The sequence below is a fragment of the Frankia sp. CcWB3 genome (assembly GCF_977927595.1).
The window spans coordinates 1-17997 of sequence record NZ_CDWRCK010000070.1 but is presented as its reverse complement, the minus strand read 5'-3'; the positions used below and the strand labels follow the sequence as shown (position 1 = coordinate 17997).

The 17997-nt window shown below is 71.9% G+C and carries 10 protein-coding genes; 4 read left to right on the top strand and 6 right to left on the bottom strand.

Translation table 11 applies throughout. From position 1 onward, the window contains the following. Together ACY5KJ_RS07930 and ACY5KJ_RS07925 are read left to right on the top strand one after the other, a co-directional pair. Positions 1-1105 (top strand): MFS transporter (locus ACY5KJ_RS07930; protein ID WP_462203086.1); only part of this gene is annotated, 1105 nt, incomplete at its 5' end. A 98-nt stretch (positions 1106-1203) separates the two neighbouring features. Further along, the gene (locus tag ACY5KJ_RS07925) at positions 1204-2616 is read left to right on the top strand and encodes a hypothetical protein (protein ID WP_462186852.1); all 1413 of its coding nucleotides are present in this window, start codon (positions 1204-1206) and stop codon (positions 2614-2616) included. Between the two features lie 1839 nt (positions 2617-4455). Here the strand turns inward: ACY5KJ_RS07925 and ACY5KJ_RS07920 are convergent. From ACY5KJ_RS07920 to ACY5KJ_RS07900, 5 genes are all read right to left on the bottom strand, one after another. Further along, positions 4456-5688, bottom strand: coding sequence for a glycosyltransferase family 4 protein (locus ACY5KJ_RS07920; RefSeq protein ID WP_462203085.1), 1233 nt, complete (start codon positions 5686-5688; stop codon positions 4456-4458). 50 nt (positions 5689-5738) lie between these two features. Further along, positions 5739-7376 carry a glycosyltransferase gene (locus ACY5KJ_RS07915; RefSeq protein WP_462186849.1) on the bottom strand — a complete coding sequence of 546 codons (1638 nt, stop codon included), beginning with the start codon at positions 7374-7376 and terminating at the stop codon, positions 5739-5741. Continuing rightward, complete coding sequence (locus ACY5KJ_RS07910) at positions 7373-8791, bottom strand: glycosyltransferase family 2 protein (protein WP_462203084.1); 1419 nt, start codon at positions 8789-8791, stop codon at positions 7373-7375. Before ACY5KJ_RS07910 ends, ACY5KJ_RS07915 begins: the two co-directional genes overlap by 4 nt. After that, positions 8788-10050, bottom strand: a complete 1263-nt coding sequence (locus ACY5KJ_RS07905; RefSeq protein WP_462203083.1) for an ABC transporter ATP-binding protein — start codon at positions 10048-10050, stop codon at positions 8788-8790. Before ACY5KJ_RS07905 ends, ACY5KJ_RS07910 begins: the two co-directional genes overlap by 4 nt. 119 nt (positions 10051-10169) lie before the next feature. Continuing rightward, entirely contained in the window at positions 10170-11135 is a 966-nt protein-coding gene (locus ACY5KJ_RS07900; protein ID WP_462186845.1) for an ABC transporter permease, read from the bottom strand. A 488-nt stretch (positions 11136-11623) separates the two neighbouring features. Between ACY5KJ_RS07900 and ACY5KJ_RS07895 the strand changes: the two genes are divergently transcribed. Continuing rightward, a complete protein-coding gene (locus ACY5KJ_RS07895; RefSeq protein WP_462186844.1) occupies positions 11624-14212 on the top strand; it encodes an HAD family hydrolase in 2589 nt (862 codons plus the stop codon). Next, entirely contained in the window at positions 14209-15663 is a 1455-nt protein-coding gene (locus tag ACY5KJ_RS07890; RefSeq protein ID WP_462203082.1) for a class I SAM-dependent methyltransferase, read from the top strand. The genes ACY5KJ_RS07895 and ACY5KJ_RS07890 overlap by 4 nt, the downstream gene beginning before the upstream one ends. Here ACY5KJ_RS07890 and ACY5KJ_RS07885 read toward each other — a convergent pair. Then, positions 15645-17997 (bottom strand): WD40 repeat domain-containing serine/threonine protein kinase (locus ACY5KJ_RS07885; protein ID WP_462203081.1); only part of this gene is annotated, 2353 nt, incomplete at its 5' end. The two genes, ACY5KJ_RS07890 and ACY5KJ_RS07885, sit on opposite strands and share 19 nt — an antisense overlap.

Here is a 17997-nt window from a genome sequence, read left to right as displayed (position 1 = left end):
ACTCGGCGGCCTGTTCGTCGACCATCTCTCCTGGCGCTGGGTCTTCTACGTGAACCTGCCGGTGGGCGCGGTCGCCCTGGTGGTGACGGCGTTGGCGCTCCCGGCGACGAGGAACCGCATCAGGCACGTCATCGACTACCTCGGCACCGTGCTCCTGGCCATGGCGACGACCAGCCTCGTGTTGCTGACCAGCCTGGTTGGCACCACCTACGCCTGGGGATCACCGGAGATCATCGGGATGGGCGTCGCGGGAGTTGTGATCCTCGTCGGGTTCGTGTTCGTCGAACGAGTGGCGGTCGAACCCGTGCTGCCGCTGACCCTGTTCCGGGTCCGGGTGTTCTCGGTGGCCGGCGCGGTCGGCTTCGTCGTCGGCTTCGCGATGTTCGGCGCGATCGTCTTCCTACCGTTGTTCCTCCAGGTGGTGAAGGGAGTCGACCCGACGGACTCCGGCCTGCAGATGCTGCCGGTGATGGGTGGGCTGCTACTCAGCTCGATCATCTCCGGCCGGCTCATCAGCCGGTGGGGCCGTTACAAGATCTTCCCGGTCGTCGGTACCGCGATGATGTCGATCGGCCTGTTCCTGCTGTCGTTCATCAGTCCCGACATCTCTACGCTGCAGCTCACGTTGTCCATGTTCCTTCTCGGGGTCGGGATCGGCGCGGTCCTGCAGGTCCTGGTCATGGCCGTGCAGAACGCTGTCGACTACCGGCAGATGGGCGTGGCCACCTCGGGTGCGACCTTCTTCCGGTTCATCGGCGGGTCGTTCGGTACCGCCGTGTTCGGCGCGATCTTCGCGAACCAGCTCAGAGGTAACCTCGCCGAGCGGTTCGCGGGCATCCCGTTGCCACCCGGTCTGTCCGCCTCCGGTTCCAACATCACCCCCCAGGTGCTCCACAGGCTGCCCCCGACGATCCGGGACGGATTCGTCCAGGCGTTCTCGGACGCGATGCAGACCGTCTTCCTGGTGGCGGTGCCGATCGGTCTGTGCGCCTTCGCGCTGGCCTGGTTGCTGCCCGAGATCCGCCTGGGAAACACCGTCGGTGGCGCGCGGCCCGCGGCGCCGGGCTCGGCGGAGTCCGACGAGACCGCGGAGGTCCTCAAGTAGCCGCGATTCCGACCGCGCGTCGGCGCCTGCGCGGGACGCCCCGTCGGCACGCGGTCTTTCTGCTGCTGGTCGCCGCCGGGATCGCTGCCCGGGTCCTGGTGATCGTCACCTACCCGCCCGTGCTGATGTACCTCGGGGATTCGGCGGCCTACCTCGACCAGGCATGGCGGGACATCTGGCCGGGCGACTGGCGGCCGTCGGGCTACCCGATGTTCCTGCGGATCCTCGACGGGCAGGCCCACCTGACGCGGGTCGTCGTCGTCCAGCACCTGCTCACGCTGGGCGCGGTGGTGGCGCTCTATGCGGTGGCGTTGCGGGTTGCTCGCCGGCCGTGGCTCGCCGCCCTCGCCGCCACCCCCGCCTTGCTCTCCCCGTGGGTGCTGGACCTCGGCCAGTTCGTCCTCGCCGACAGCCTGTTCGGGGTTCTCGTCTCGGTCGGCGTGGCGCTGCTCGCGTTACCGGGACGCCCTCGGCCCGTTGCCTGCGCCGCCGCCGGCCTGCTGCTCGGAGCCTGCCTGTGCGTGCGGACGGTGGGCTACGGCCCGCTGGCGGTCGGCCTGGTCGTCCTGCTCGGCACCGTGCTGGCCGACCGGCGGCGCGCGACTTCCCGGGCCGGGTCGGTTGCCGCTCCTCGGGTGGCCCGACCCGTCCTCGCCTTCGCGCTGGCCGCCGCCGCGCCGATCCTGGCCTACTCTGGGTGGAGCGCCTCGGCGGGAGGGGGCTTCGCCGTTTCCGCGCACTCCGGGTTCTTCCTGTACGGGCGGGTGGCGCCGTTCGCGGATTGTTCCGCGCTGTCGCGAGCGGACCTGCGCACCCTGTGCGACCCACGGCCGGTCGACCAGCGCGGTTCGCCGGTTCGCTACCTGTGGCCGGCCGACTCCCCTCTGCGCCAGGGGCACCGGCACATCCCACCGGGACGGGAGGACCTCGCGGCCGAGTTCGCGGGCGAGGTCGTGCGTGACCAGCCGTGGATGCTGGTGACGACGTCGGCCCGGTACCTCGTCGGCTATCTCTCCCCGGTCCGGCATGAGACGACGAAGACCTCGCGGGCGGACACCTGGGAACTGCCGTCCAGCGTGACCAACGTGCTGACCCCGGACGATCCGCATGCCGACGACGGCTATTTCGTCGCGACCGAGGTGCACAACCCCGCGGCGGGCTGGCTGGCCGTCTACTCCCGCCTGGCCTACGCTCCGATGCCGCTCGTCGGCCTGGGCCTGCTGGCGGGTCTCGCGGCAGTACTGCTCGAGGCCGTTCGCCGGGTGCGCAGGAGCGGGGTGACGGCAGCGTGGCCGGGGGTCGGGCGGCTGTTCTGGCTGGCCGCCGGGGCCGGCCTGTCGACCCTTGTGCTGTCCGCGCTGACCTCCGGATTCGACTACCGCTACCTCGCCGCGGTCATCGGGCCGATCGGATCGGCCGCGATCCTGGGCGTGGCCGGATTCGTTGCCGCGCTCCAAACCCGGACCGCCGGAGAGCGCCGGCCGCCGGATAACGGACCGCCGGACAGCTGACGCCAAGCGGACGATACCGTCGTATCCGCCAAACGATCGTCGCTGATGTTCGACGGGCTGACCGGCGTTGTGGCGTGGTAGTCGGGACGACACCGCCCGGCCGATGCTGAGAGGGTTGCCGACGTGCCTGGCGGGGATGCGTGGCAGGCGGTCGAAACCTCCACGCAGGTGCCTGGGACCGGTGCGGCGCCGGAGGCCTGGCGGGTGTCGGAGGTCCGGCGGGTGTCGGATCCGGGGCGGCGCTGGCTTGTGACCGGGGTGGTCGCGGCCGGCATGGTTTTCTCCGCGCTCGGCGTGCTCGTCGCCGCGGTCGTGCCTCCCTTCACCTCGGCCGACGAGGCACAGCACACCGCCTACGCGTTCGTCGTCGCTGACGGCTCGTTGCCCGTGCTCGACTCGCCCGTGCACTCCCGCATCCCGAGCATGCCGGGACTGCCCGCCGACTGCGTGGTGTCGCCGCAGCAGGCGCGGGCCGCGGTGGCCTCCCACGTCGATCGGCTCTGCGGGGCGCGCCTCGGCCGACCACTGACGAATGTCGACCTCACCTACACCGCGAACCATCCACCGCTGTTCTACGCGGTCGAGGCCGTCCCGCTCCGGACGGGCGTCGCGCTGGATCATCCGCTGGCCGGTTTCCGGGCCGCCCGCCTTCTCAACGTGGCGTTCGGGATCATCGCGGTGATCGCGACCGCGGCGCTGGTCCGCGGTGTGCTGCCGGGGCGGCCCGGTGTCGCCGTCGGCGCGGCGGCGATCGTCGGCGTGGTCGGCATGTTCGTCCTCATCTCCGGCCAGGTCTACAACGACACCCTGGCGGTGGCGACCATTACCGGCCTGCTCGCGGTGGCCGTCGCGATCATCCGCCGGGGACCGGGGCCGCGGACCCTGGCGGCGCTGGCGGTGCTCGGCCCGGCCGCGGCGGCGAGTCGGGCCAGTGGCGCGTTGGCCGTCGCGGTGGTCGTCCCGGCTTTCGGTGCCGCCGTCTCGATGCGGACGTCCGGTGGCCGGCTGCGGCGAGCCGGGCGTGGCCTAACGGCCGCGGTCACGCTCGTCGCGCTGACTTTCGCCGCGACCGGCTGGTTCTACCTGCGTAACGTGCGCCGGTACGGCGATCCCACCGCCTCGGGCCGGGTCGCCGAGATGTTCCCGATCCGCGATGGGCGGACGTCGGCCTGGCAGGTATTACGTGACAGCGACTTCTGGTGGCACGCCTACCGCGGGTTCTTCGGACGTCCCGTCCTGCTGACCGGTCACGCCCGGACGATCGCCGTCGGGGTCGCGGTCGTGACCGGCGCGGGCCTGGTGGCGGCGGGGGTTCGGGTCCTGGGCGCCCGGCTGCGGACCGCTGCACGCCCGGCCGCCCGGATCGCGGGTACCACCGAGGCCCGGCCGGTGGACGACGGGGTGGACGACGGGCACTCCGAGGCGGATCCGCCGGGAGGCCGGCTGGCCGGCAGCGTCGTCATCGGCCTTCTGCTCACCCTGCACTGCCTGCTCGTCGTCGCCACCCTGGTGGGATACGTCGCCGTCGGAGGCGCGCCGTTCACCCGGTACCTGCTGCCGATGCTGCCGATCCTCGCCTTCGTCGTCGCGGCCTGCTGCGGGTCGTTGCCGCTGGGCCGCCGCGGCCTGCCGACGGTCGCGGTCGTCGCCGCGCTGGCGGCGCTCACCGTGGTCATGCTCATCCGTGACCTGGCATTCAAGCGGCCCGCGCTCGCCCCGCTGGCGAACCTGGACCGGCTGCGGGCCGCCTGGGACCAGACGGCCCCGGGCCCGCCCGACCTCGGGCTGTCGTGCCTGGCGGGATGGGCCGTTCTCGGCGGTGTCCTGCTCGTTGTCGCGTTATGGAAGCTCGGTGACCCGGCGGTAGACGGCCGCGGTGAGCTGCGCGGTGCGCCGCCAGGTGAACGTGCGGGCGTGCGCCCGGCCGGCGTCGGTGTCGCCGGGGGAGTCGAGCAGCTCCAGGATCGCCTCGGCGAGGTCGTCGGCGAACGAGTCGCGGTCGGTCTGCCGAACGAGCCGCACCGGACTGCTGGGCCGGGTGATGGCCCGTCCGGGGGCCTGGCCAGGGGTCCGGCCGGCGGGGGCGGCGACGTCGACGAGAGCGGCGGTGACCTCCCGCACGGTCGGGATGTCGGCGGCGACCACCGGAGTCCCGGCGGCGAGCGCCTCCAGGGGGGGTAGACCGAAGCCCTCGTACCGGGACGGGAAGCACAGCACGCTCGCTCCGGCGACGGTCGTCCGCAGCGCCTCGCTGTCGAGGTAACCGGCGGCGACGACGGCGTCGGACGGCAGGTTCGCCAGGTCCAGCGCCGGTCCCCACCCCGGAGGCCCGACGAGCACCAACGGCGGAGCGTCGATTTTCGCCGCGTGCAGTCGGCGGACCGCCTCCAGCAGCGCCGGGAGGTTCTTGCGGGGCTCCACCGAACCGACGAACAGCAGGTACCGCTCGGGCAGGCCACGGGCCCTGCGCCAGGCGAGGCTCGGCTTCGCCGTGGTGAACCAGGCGTCGTCGACGCCGAGCGGCGTCGGGGTCACCAGTGCGGGGTCGAGCCGGTAGGCCGTCACCACCTCGTCGGCCACCGCGCGGCTGGGCGTCAGCACGGCGGACGCCCGGCGCAGGCCGCGGGGGACCAGATCGCTGTAGCGGGCGGACGCCCCCGTCACCGTGTCCGGGGTACGCAGGTAGGACAGGTCATGGATGGTCAGCACACCGCGGGCCCGGCGCAGGGGTGGAAGGACGAAGTTCGTCGCGTGCATGACGTCGGCGGGGCCGGTGAGCCACTCGACGGGCGGGTACTCCGAGCGGGCCCAGGCGTCCTGCAACAGCCGGGCCGCTGCCCGCCGGGCCGCCGTTCGCACCCCGGCCGGCAGCGCGCCCGGGAGCTCGCCCAACCCGCGCCAGGTGAACGCCGTCGCCGCGAGTTCCCACCCGGCCCCGGCTTCCCACCCGGCCCCGGCTTCCCACCCGGGCTCGGTGGCGAGCCGGGCGAGCCCGGTCAGCAGATGCTCGGTGTAACGGCCGACCCCGGTGCGTTGCCCGAGCAACGGCGTGCCGTCCAGCACGACCCTCATGCCGGGATCACCCCCTCCTTTCCGGGAGTGCCACGCCACACCGCGCCGCTTCACCGCTCGTACAGCCCGTGCCGGGTGGCGATCTCCCGCCACTGCCGCGCGAACGCCGCATCGGAGAAGGTCTGGGCGCGTTCGATCGCCGCGGCGGCGAGCCGACCGCGCAGACCGTCCTCGGCGGCGAGCCGGCGAGTGAAGGAGGCAACCTGCTCCGAGCCGGTCCATCGGTAGCCGTCGACCCCGTGCCGGACGATTTCTCGCTGGCCGGCCCGGTCGATGACGACGGGAACGCAGCCCCCGGCCATCGCCTCGACGGTGGTCATCCCGAAGTGCTCCGCCGTCCAGGGACGCCGGTCGTCGTCCTCGCCGTACCCGGTGGCCGACCAGAACACCGAGCTGGTCGAGAGCAGCCGTTCGACCTCGGCGCGCGGGGCGTTGGGATGGATCTGCACCGGCAGCCCCGCGCCGGCCGCCCGGACCTGCTCCAGGTAGGGCAGTTGAGAGTCCTCACAGCCGCCGACGACGTGCATCGTCCAGTCGGGCAGGTCGCCCGCGCGGTACAGGTCGCCGAACCACTGCACCATCTCCAGCTGTCGCTTGGCGTGGCCGAGGCCGGGGGCGAAGAACCGGCCGACGGTGACGACGGCCTTCTCCCGCCGCGGCGCCGGATGCAGCCGTTCCACCTGGATGGGGGGGAACAGCAGGTCGGCGTCGCGCTTCCACAACCGGCGGATCCAGCCGCGGGTGAACCGCGAGTTGGCCATGACCACGTTGTAGCCGTCGAGGTAGCCGAGGTCGGCCGGGTCCCGCAGCAGCCAGGGGAAACGCAGCGGGAGCCGGGCGATCGGCCCCTCGCCACCGTCGGTGACCCGGGGCCGGCTCACCGCCACGCCGAGTTCGCGCACGTCCGCCGCGCCCGGCGAGAACGCGTCACTGACCAGGGTGAGCTCGGTACCGTTCGCCGACGGCGGCAGCGATACCTCGAACGGGGTGAAGTCGGTGCCGATCTGCAGCTTGGCCAGCACGCTGCCGTCGGCGTCGAGGAGGCGCAAGGCCGTGCCGACGGGCGCGCCGGGCCGGCCGATATCGGCGCGCAGGGTGCGCCGCTCGCCCGGGCTGACAGCGAGGATGCCCGCCCCGTTCGTCCAGGTCCACTGCCGGCGGCGGCCGCCCTCCGGCGGGTACCAGCCCTGGCCGAAGCTCACCGCCGGGCGAACCCCGCGCAGCAGCGGCCCGGCCGTGCGGACCGCGGCCTTACGCCAGGCCGCCATGTCGTGGTCGAACGGCGTCGGGAAGAAGCACAGGTACGCCGAGTGGCGGGCCTTCGGCATGATCCGGCTCATGTACGAACCGTTCACGAACAGGTCGTAGCGCCCGGAGAGGACGGCGATGGCCTCCTCGCCCCGGTCCGGCAACCGTACGTACCGGCAGCCGGCGAGATCCAGCCCGAGATGCTCGCCGAGCGCCGCGAGGTCGACCTCGGAGTGCCCGAGGAGGTCGACCGCGGCGCCCTCGGCGGCCAGTACCTGGGCGATCATGCCGTTGTGGCGTTCCCCGCCGCCCATGGAGTGCCAGAACCGGTTGTAGACCGCCGCCCGCACCCCGCCGGCCGGTCGGTCGCCCTCGGCCGGTGCGTCGCCGGCCGGTTGGTCGTTCTCGGCCGGTTGGCCGGCTCTCGCGGGATCGTTCATCGGGACACCAGCCAGCTCTGCAGGCTCGCCCGCCGTTGCGCGGCGCTGCGCCCGATCTCGCGCCGGGCCCGCAGCATGTCGGGCAGCAGCCGCAGGTAGGAGCCGTACACTCGCAGCCGCAGCAGGGTCGGTCGGATCGCGGGTCGGCTGCGCGCGCGCTGTGCCTGGCGCAGCGTGCGCACCGCGATCGAGACCGTGGTCAGCGGGTAGCGGATCACGGCGGCCAACGCCATCGGCGCGGTCGCGTCCTTGGTGAGCATCAGCAGCCGGTTGCGGTCGGTGTGGAAGACGAACAGCGGTGACCATTCGACGCTCGACGCCGAGTGGATGTGACGCAGCACCGCCCCCGGGACGTAGCGGATGCCGTACCCGCGGGCCCGGATCCGCCAGGACAGGTCGGTGTCCTCGTAGTAGAGGAAGAACGCGTCGTCGAACCAGCCGAGCTCGTGGCCGAGCGGCGAGCGGATCGCCATCCCGTTCCCGCAGGCGGTGAACACGTCCTCCGGCTGGTCGAACTGGCCGGCGTCGACCTGCTGGTAACCGCGGTCGGCACCGTAACCGTCGGTCAGGACGATGCCGCCGACGTTGTTGATGACGTCCACCCGCGGCGCCTCACCGCCGACGGTCAGCGACACCGTCGTCGACTCGGGGCCCACCGCGAGGTCCGCCCGCCCTCCGGCCGACGTGCCCGTCGGGCCGTCCCAGCTCAGGGTGACCTGTTTGCGCGATTCCGCCGCCCAGGTGAACCCGAGGGTGACCGGGCCGCCGTCGGGGATCGGCACGCACAGTTCGCCGTCCCCTCGGGTCCAGAAGTACGGCGAGCCGCTCGGTCCCTCGGCACCGTAGGTGAGTTTCTCCCAGAGCACCTCGCGCAGCGCCTCGCGCCCGTTCACCGTCACCGAGGACACCCGCACTCCCAGCTCGCGGGAGTCGTGCGGACCCGGGACGAAGGTCGGCGTGTGCAGCCTGATCCGCAGGAACCGGGGGAGGAAGACGACCTTGCCGGTGGTGGCGCCGAGATGCCGGCCGCCGGGCTCGTCGAACGGCGCCAGCAGCGCGGCGAGCCAGGTGGGCTCGGGGATCGCGTCGTTGTTCACCAGGACCGCGAAGGGCGTCGTGACCTGGCGCAGCGCCAGGTTGTTGCCGCCGGCGAAACCGAGGTTGCGCTCCGCGGGCACCACGTGTACCCAGGGGTATCGCTCGGCGAGCAGCTCCCGTGAGCCGTCGGACGAGGCGTTGTCGACTACCCAGGTTTGGTAGGCGAAATCCGCCTCCTGCTTGGCGATGCCGTCCAGGCAGGCCGGGAGGAGATGTGCGCCGTTCCAGTTGACGATCACGATGGTCGCCAGCGGCTCGGCGGTCTTCGACTCGGCGGCTGATCCCGCCGCCGGCCGGGTCGGGCGTTTCTCGCTCATCCGCGCAACCTCGCATCGTAGTCGACCTTGAGCAGTCCGTCCGCCTGCGCACCACCGACGCCGAACAGCTCCTCGAACCGGCGGGTGGTGACCGGGGCGCCGGTGGCGGCGTCCGAGACGTGCACCTTCACCGCGAAGGCGCCGAGCAGTTCGGGCAGGCGTGGTACCGAGAAGTCGACGATGTGGCGGCCCGGCCCGATGGCGAGCCCGCCGGGTGGCGTCTCCATCATCCAGATCGGTACCTCGCTCTGGCCGACGATGTAGGTGTGCAGGTACACGTGCTCGGGGGCACCCTCGGTGACGTCGAACTCGACGCTGACGGTGAGGGACTCGCCGGGGCCGTACTGCACGGTGGGCAGTCCGCCCGGCTTGTGGCTGAAGGTGACCGACTCCGGCCTGACCGTGGCGTACTGGTAGGAGACCGGTTCCCCCGCGGGCAGGCTGCCCAGCTTCTGCCGCAGCAGTTTGGTACCCACGGCCGGCGGGCCGTCGAAGAACAGCGACCCGGACTCCAGGACCAGGATGCGATCGCACATGTTCTCGATGAGGTCGAGGGAGTGCGTCACGAACAGGATCGTGCGGCCCTGCGCCCGGAATTCGGCGATCTTGGCCAGGCACTTGCGCTGGAACGCCTCGTCCCCGACGGCCAGGACCTCGTCGACGAGCAGCACGTCCGGGTCGACGTGCACGGCGACGGCGAAGCCGAGGCGGACGTACTGGCCCGACGAGTAGTGCTTGACATCATCGTCGATCTTGTGGCGCAGCTCGGAGAAGTCGACGATGGAGTCGAAGAGCTGATCGATCTCCCGTTTGGACAGCCCGAGCAGGGACGCGTTGAGGTAGACGTTGTCCCGGCCGGAAAGCTCGCCGTTGAACCCGGCACCGAGTTCGAGCAGCGAGGCGATCCGACCGTGCACCGCGACCCGTCCGTCCGTCGGGCGCAGGATCCCGGTGAGCACCTTGAGCAGCGTCGACTTGCCCGAGCCGTTCGCACCGGCGAGACCGACCGTCTGGCCTCGCCCGATCGTCACGTCGATGTCGCGCAGTGCCCAGAAGTCGTCCCCGGCGGGGCCGCCCCGACGGACGAACCGTTCCTTCAGACTGGTCGCCCGGTTGTGGTAGGAGACGAATTTCTTGCTCACTCCGGCGGCCTCGATCACCACGGGCGCCTCGCGCGCCGGGCCGGGTGGCGCGGCGGCCTCCCTGCCCTCGGGCGGGGCGGCGGGGCTCGGCGGGTACGCGGACGAGTGTCGGGCCACTACTGCTACTCCTTGCTGGCCGCCTGCGGACGTCCCATCATGATCGCACCGCGGTCGGCGTGCTGGCTCCCGGGGCCTTCGGCGGGCGACGAGGACAGGGCCGGTCCGCCACGGGCCGACTACAGATCCTCGGCGAAGTCCGCCTGCAGGGCGCGGAACACGTGCAGCCCCAGCCACAGCAGGACGAGGGAGATCACTCCGGCGACGGCGAGATGTTCCAGGTAGAACGTGTATCCCGGGTTCGCCAGGATGGGGGCGGAACCCGTCGAGTTACCCGGGGGTGGATCGTAGATCGCCCGCTGGAACGTGATGACCACGACGGCCATCGGGTTGAGCAGGTACACCCAGGTCAGGTCGGCCAACCTGTTCTGGATGAGGCCGAAGGCGTACACCATGGGATTCAGCCAGAACCAGGCGAGCAGCGCCACGTCGAGCAGATGGGCGGTGTCGCGGTAACGCACGTTGAGCGCGCTGACCAGCAGGGACAGCGCCACGGTGAAGGTGAGGGCGACGGCTCCGGCCGGGACGAGCAGCAGCAGCTCGGGGCCGAGCAGGCTGTAGCCGAGCGCGAGGATCACCACGAACAGGACCAGCAGCTGCAGCAGGAAGTGCACCGCGGCGAAGCCGACCGCCGACAGGGGGAGCACGGCGAGGGGAAAGCGGACTTTCTTGACGAGGTTCGCGTTCGCCACGACGCTGCCGCAGGACGCGGACACGCTGCCCGAGAAGGCGTTCCAGACGAGCAGCCCGGACATCAGGTAAATACCGAAGCGGGGGATTCCTGATTTCAGCACGATCTGGAACACGAAGGTATACACGACGAGAAGGAGCATCGGATTCGCCAGTGACCAGGCGAATCCCAGCGTCGATCCCTTGTATTTGATCTTGAGATCCTTGCGGATGAGATTGCGCAGCAGTTCCCAGCGCACCCTCGTCTGGGCCCGGCTGCGACGGGCCAGCCGACTCGAGTCCAGCGCGTGATAGTGCTCCGGCCCGGGCGGCCCGGGCGGCCCGGTCTCCGGCTCCGGGGCGGACGGAGCCATCGGCGCCCCCGCCGGCAGCGCGGCGTCAGCCAGATGTGACACGGCCCGCCCTCCCCGTCTCCCGAATGCGCGGGTACCGCTCGCCGCTATGGCGCGACTGGAGCTGCACCTGTCCGCTCCTCCTCGACACTTCGGCTCGACACTCCGGGGACCTGAACACTACCGAGACCGAGGCGTCCCTGGTTCGTCCCACGTCCAAGCGGGTTCCGCGACCCGGCCGGCCGTCTTTTCCGGCTACCGAGAGTATCGCCCTGCTTGTGGATGAATAATCAATGGTGTATAGGGTCGAACTGGCCCGCTTCTCGTCAGAATCGGACGGTACCGTGCCATCGCCGGGCGGGCGACGCCACCCACTCCGGTGGCCGACGGCCAGAGCACGGTTCATAGTATTGATCCGTCCATCTGGCTTCGGCCGGCCGAGGCCGCGCGGGAGAATCCCGACGCACGCCGGCCGTCGTGGCTGACCCGGCGGAGGCGGCCGTAACCGGCCGCATGGAGCGGTCGTAACCGGCCGCACGGAGAGGACGGTCGTGTTCACCGACGTCCGGCTACGCGAAGTGTGGTCGCACCTGGAGTCGGGCGGGGCACAGGCCCTGACTCTGGATGTCTTCGACACCCTCCTGTGGCGCATGGTGCCAGAGCCCGCCCATGCCTTCGTGCTGTTGGGCCGGCGGCTCGCGGACGCGGGCCACCTGCCCGCCAGCGTCTCCCCGGGCGAGTTCGCCCGGCTGCGGGTCCACGCCGAGCAGCTGGCCCGCCTGCACGCCAGGGCCACCCGCGGTACCCATGAGGTGCGGCTGGACGAGATCTGGCAGCTGCTGCTGCCGGCGCTGCCCGGTGCCCCCGGCGTCCAGGACCTCCTGGACGCCGAGGTCGCGGTCGAACGCGAGCTCTGCCGCGCCGACCTCGCCGTGGTGGAGCTCGCCGAGCTCGCCATGACGAAGCTCGGCCTGCCGGTCTACCTGCTGTCCGACACGTACTTCTCGGCCGGCCAGCTCGAACGGCTGCTGAACCGGCCGGAGCTGGCCGGCGTGCCCTTCACCCACATCTTCACCTCCTCCGACGCGGGGACGTCGAAGAGCGACGGGCTGTTCCAGCACATGCTCGCCGCGTCGAACCTGCAGCCGTCCCGGGTCGTGCACCTTGGCGACCACCCCGTCGCCGACGTCGAGGGCGCCCGCGAGCACGGGCTTGTCGCCATCCATTACCCGAAGTACTCCGGGGCGCTGGAGCAGACCCTCGAGCTCGAGGGTCTGCGTAAGGCGCCGAGCGACGACCTCCCGATCGACCCGGTGGACGGCGACTACGGGATGACCGCGTTGCGGGCCCGGTCACTGCACCGTGCCGACGCCCTCGCGGTCCCCGCGGGGCTGCGCCGGTACTGGGAGGCCGGCGCGACGGTCTTCGGGCCGGTCTTCACCGGTTTCGCGGAGTGGGCCGTGGAACGGGCCCGTGACTTCGGCGCCGACCACATCCACTGCCTGATGCGGGAGGGTGACTTCCTTTCCCGCCTGCTCGTCGGTCCCGGCGAGGATGTCGGGGTCACCATTTCGACGCTGTGGGCGTCGCGGCAGGTGTGCGCGCTGGCCAACGTCTTCGAGGGCAACCCCGAGGAGCTCAGGAGCTTCCTGGTCCGTCGGCACGCGCCGAGTGTGGGGCAGCTGCTGCGCCAGCTCGGGGTCCGGCTGGAGAACGTCGCCGGCATCTCGGCGCTGGCCGACCGCCGCCTCGACGTGCCCGGCCTGCTCGACGACACCCTCGAGGCGCTCTGTTCCGATGAGCGGATCCGCAGCGAGATCGTGCTGACCGCGTCCCGCCTGCGTGAGCGTTACGTGCGCTACCTCGACAGCCAGCTACCCGAGAGCGGCCGGGTCGTCTTCCTCGACCTGGGCTGGGGCGGGACCATCCAGGCGCTGCTCACCCGGCTGCTCGCCTCCACCGGCCGCGGGCTGGACATCCTCGGCCTGTACCTGGCTACGAACCAGGCGGCGATGACGCACCGGTTGGCCGGTCTGGAGCTGGAGGGATATCTTGCGACAAGCGGTCAGCCCGAGACCCTGGCGAACCAGCTCATGCGTAGCCCCGAGGTACTCGAGCAGCTCTGCATGCCCGACGTCGGGTCACTGGTCTCCTTCGACGAGATGGGTAATCCGGTGCTCAGCATCGACCGGACCTCGCGGACGCAGGTCGCCCAGCGAGCCGCCGTCCAGGACGGCGTCCTGGCCTTCCAGCGGGAATGGCTGCGTTACCGGCGCTCGGAGACCCCGATGCCGTCGCTGGCCTGCGCCGGGGCGCGCCAGGCGGGGCTGCGGACGTTGACCCGCTTCGTCGCCCGGCCGACCGCGGTGGAGGCCGCGGCCTTCGGTGCCTGGGCGCACGACGACAACTTCGGCTCCGACGCCACCGAGGGCCTGCTGCCGCCGGAGCTGGTCCGCCGGATGCCGTACCTCACCCCGGCCGACATCGACCGGATCTCCATGCGTGAGCTCTACTGGCCCGCCGGGGTGGCCGGGGTCGCGAACCGGCCGCTGGCGGTGATCAGCGGGCTGGCCGCCGCCGCGGGCATCCCGCCGGAGGAGGTCTCGCCCGAGGCCGCCGCGGGGCCCGTGGAGGTCTACATCGACACGGGCGGGGACTTCGTCAATGGTCCGAAGGAGACGGCGGTCACCCGGTCGGCCCGCGACGGCCTGTCGATCGTCCGGCTCAGCCTGGAGGCGGTCGGGGCACGCCGGATCCGCATCGACCCGGCGGGTCGGCGCGGTCTGCTCCGCCTGGACTGGCTGACGCTGTCCTTTCATATCAACAACACCCCAGAGCCGGACAAGATAACCATCACCTCGCTGGACGATCCCGCCCAGCGGCTCGCACTCCTCGGCGGCCGGCTGCTCCAGCCGAACCTCGTGGAGATCACCGGGGACGACCCACAGTTCGTCTACACGATCGACCTCGCCACGCAGCCGCAGCTCGCCGGGGTCTACGCCCTCGACGTCGAGCTGGCGTTCGGCTGGATGGGCATCTGGGGTGATCCGCTGGCTCTGCCCGCGGCGGAGCCCGCCCGCGACGGTCTGCCGCTGCGGGCGGCCCGCAAGATCCGGCGCGAGCTCGGGGGACCGCGGTGACGGACCGCCCGGACTCAGAGCGCAGCGAGGTTCGGGACAGTTTCGCCGAGCTCGCCGCCGTCGCCGCCGGAATGGACGCCGGAACGGACCTCGAGGCCCGACCGGGCACCGGACCAGGCACCCGACCGGGCACCGGACCAGGCACGGCGCTCACCCGGCAGGGCGATCACGCCGTCGAGGTCGGGGACGCCGCCGAACCCACGCTGGCGCCCCTGCTCCTGCACTCCCTGTCCGATCTGCGCGAGATCTGGGTGCCGCTGCTGGAGGCGTCCGGGGCGCGCAGCATCGCGGAGATCGGTTCCGAGAGCGGGGTCACCACCTCGCTCCTCGTCGACCTGCTGCGCCGTGGCGGTGGCGGGCGGTTAGTGGTCATCGATCCCGAGCCCGGGGTGTCGCCGGCCTCCGGCGGGGGCCTCGACGTGCACGTGATCCGGGGGCACAGCCCGCAGGCGCTCGACGGCCACGCGCCGACCGACGCCTACCTCATCGACGGGGACCACAACTACGCCACCGTGCACGGCGAGCTCACCGAGATCGACCGCGCGGTCACCTTGTTCGGCCGGTCCTACTTTCCCCTGGTGATCCTGCACGACGTCGGCTGGCCGGCCGGCCGGCGCGACCAGTACTACAACCCCGACCGCATTCCCGAGGACGCCCGGCAGCCGCACTCGTGGGACGTCGGTGTCGAGATCGACAACAGGGAGACGGTTCCCGGGGGATTTCGGGGCATGGGAGCCTTCGCCTGGGCGCTGACCGAGGGCGGTCCGCGTAACGGGGTGCGCACGGCCGTCGAGGACTTCGTCGCCGACCACCCCGACCTGCGTTTCTTCACCGTGGCACCGATCTTCGGGTTGGGCGTGGTGATCGACCGGCGGGCTCCCTGGGCGCGTCGCGTCGCCGACCTGCTCACTCCGTGGGTGTCCAACCGGTTACTTTCCCGCCTGGAACGCAACCGCATCGACCTCTACCTGCACGTCCTGCGGTTGCAGGACACCGCGGCCGCGGTCGCCCGGGCGCGGCAGCGGGAGTGGGCGCGCCTGGACGACGAGCGCAGCCGGCTCGCGGCGATCGAGCTTGAGCACCTGCACCGCATCGCCCAGCTCGAGCAGGAGGTCGCCGAGCTCCGCCGGCACGAGCAGGAACGCGAGGAGCGGTGGGCCCAGAGCCACTGGGCGGCCGCGGACGTCGACGAGCCCAAGCTGATGCAGGTCGCGCGGATCGCGAACTCGGTGCTGCGGTCCCGGCTGAGCACCACCGGACAGGACCGCCTGGCGAGGGTGCAGACGCGGATCGCCGAGAGCGGTGTCGCGGGTCGTGGCGCCCTGCCCGCTCTGCGGCGCCGCTCGGCCGCCCCGGCGCCACCCCCGCCGGCAGCGCCGCCGGGCACGCGGCGACCGCCGTGGGACCGGACCTCGGACCGGACCTCGGGTGGTCAGCAGACCGGTTGGTAGGGCACGTCCGAGATGTGGCGCTGCCATTCGGCATCGGTGATCTGCTTCGACGGGTCGGCGCACGCGGCGGCGATCAGGTCGGCGTCACCGATCCGGCTGATGCGCACGGTGTAGTCGTCGCTTGCCGTGGCGATGCCCTGGCTGTCCGGTGTCCACGCCAGGGCCTGGACCCAGTCCCCGTGCCCGGTGATGGTGCCGATCGCCGGCGGCCGGCCCGGTTCGGTGACATCCCACAGGTGCACCGTGGTGTCCCAGCCCGCGGTGGCCAGGGTCCTGCCGTCCGGGCTGAACGCCACGTCGAACACCCATTTCTCGTCGGCAGGGAAGGAGGCGGTGGCCGCCGGCCGGGACGGGTTGGTGATGTCCCAGATTCGGGCCGTACCGTCATAGGCGCCCGTGGCGAGGCGCCGGCCGTCCGGGCTGAAGGCGACCGCCCACACGTAGTCGGTGTGCGCGGTGATGGCCGTGAGCGGTCGCGGCCGGCGCGGATCGGTGACGTCCCACAGCCGGGCCGTCCGGTCGGCGCTGGCGGTCGCCAACAGGTGACCGTTCGGGCTGAACGCGACCTCGTTCACCCAACTGGTGTGGCGGTCGAGCACGGACAGTTGACTGGGGCGGCGCGGATCGGTGACGTCCCACAGCCGGGCCGTGTTGTCATAGCCCGAGGTGGCGAGTAGCTTCCCGTCCGGGCTGAACGCGGCGTCGAGCACCCAGCCGTTGTGCCCGAGGATGACGGAGAGTTCGACGGGGCGGCGCGGATCGCTGAGGTTCCACAGGATCACCGATCGGTCGTAGCTGACCGTGGCGAGCAGCCGTCCGTCCGGGCTGAACGCCGCGTCGAGCGTCCACGAGGTGTGCCTGGCCAGGGTGGCGAGCTTCACCGGATGGGAACGCGCGGAGATGTCCCACAGCTGGACGAGGTTGTCGGCACCGGTCGAGGCCAGCAGGCGCCCGTCCCGGCTGATGTCCATACCGAGCGCCGACTGCGTGTGCCCGTCGAGCACCGTCGCCGTCGCGGCGGCGAAGGAGGTGCGCAGCCCGGCGCGGGCCTCCCACACCGGGCTGATGCGGTAGGCCGCCAGGGACAGCCGGGCGGCCAGGTCCGCATCAGAGCTGCGGACGGCCTCGGCGGCCAGAGCGACGCGAGCGGCCGTCTCCTCCCGGCTCGGCCGCCGGTCACTGCCGGTGGTGAGCGCGAATGGCATGAGGGCCGCGATGAGCAGGACCGCGAGGACCGGGGCGGCCAGCAGCGCGACGCGGCGCCAGTTCCACCGGCCGCGGTCCCGTGCCGACGGGTCGACGGGCGGCCCGGCGCCGACCGGCTCGCCCGAGGCAGACCCGCCCGGATCAGGGTCGACGGGCGTGAAGCCCCGGTTCGCCCTGCCTCCGGTCGCCGCTAGCCCGGTGGGTTCGTCCCCGGTCTCGTCACGACCCGCGCCGGGCGGTCCCTCCAACTCGGCCTCGGTGGGCGGATCCGATCTCTGTCCGGGCGCGGAGCGGTCCGGGTCGGTCCGTTGCGGGGGCGCGGGCATCGATGCCCCGGCACGGATGACGCGGGTCACCTCCGGGTCGGGATGCGTGGTCGGGCCCATTCCGACCAGACGCAGGAACAGTTCCTGGGCACTCGGCCGGGTGGCCGGGTCCTTGCGCATGGCCTCTTCGACGATCGGCCGCAGGGCTGGAGCGAGACCGTCGAGCAGTGGTTCGCGGTGTACAACGCGGTAGAGCTGCACCGGCGTCGGCCCGTCCCCGAAGGGGAAGGAGCCGGTGCCCGCATAGGTCACCAGGCCACCCCATGCGAAGACGTCCGCCGCCGCCGTCACCGGCTCGCCGTTGGCCTGCTCCGGGGCCATGAACGCCGGTGTACCGATCCGCTGGATCTCCTGGCTGAGCATCGTCGGGGCGTCCAGCGCCCGGGCGATGCCGAAGTCGATGACGCGGGGGCCCAAGGCTGAGAGCAGCACGTTGGACGGCTTGAGATCACGGTGTACGAGGCCGGCGCCGTGGATGGCGGTCAGCGCCGCGGCCACGCTGACCGCGACGCGCTCCAGGTCGGCCGACCGCAGTGGGCCGGCCGCGGCCACCGTCTGGGCGAGGGTGAGGCCGTCGATGTACTCGGTGATGAGGTAGGGCCGCCCGCCCGGCGGATCGACGACATCGAGTACCTCGGCGGTGCAGAAGCGGGCGACCCGGCGCGCGATGTCGGCCTCCCGGCGGAACCGGGCCCGGAACTCGGGCACCCGGGCCAGGTCAGGTCGAATGACCTTGACCGCGACGAGCCGGCCGGCGTACTCGGCGACGTCCGGCCTGCCCCGCCCGAGGAAGACGGTCCCC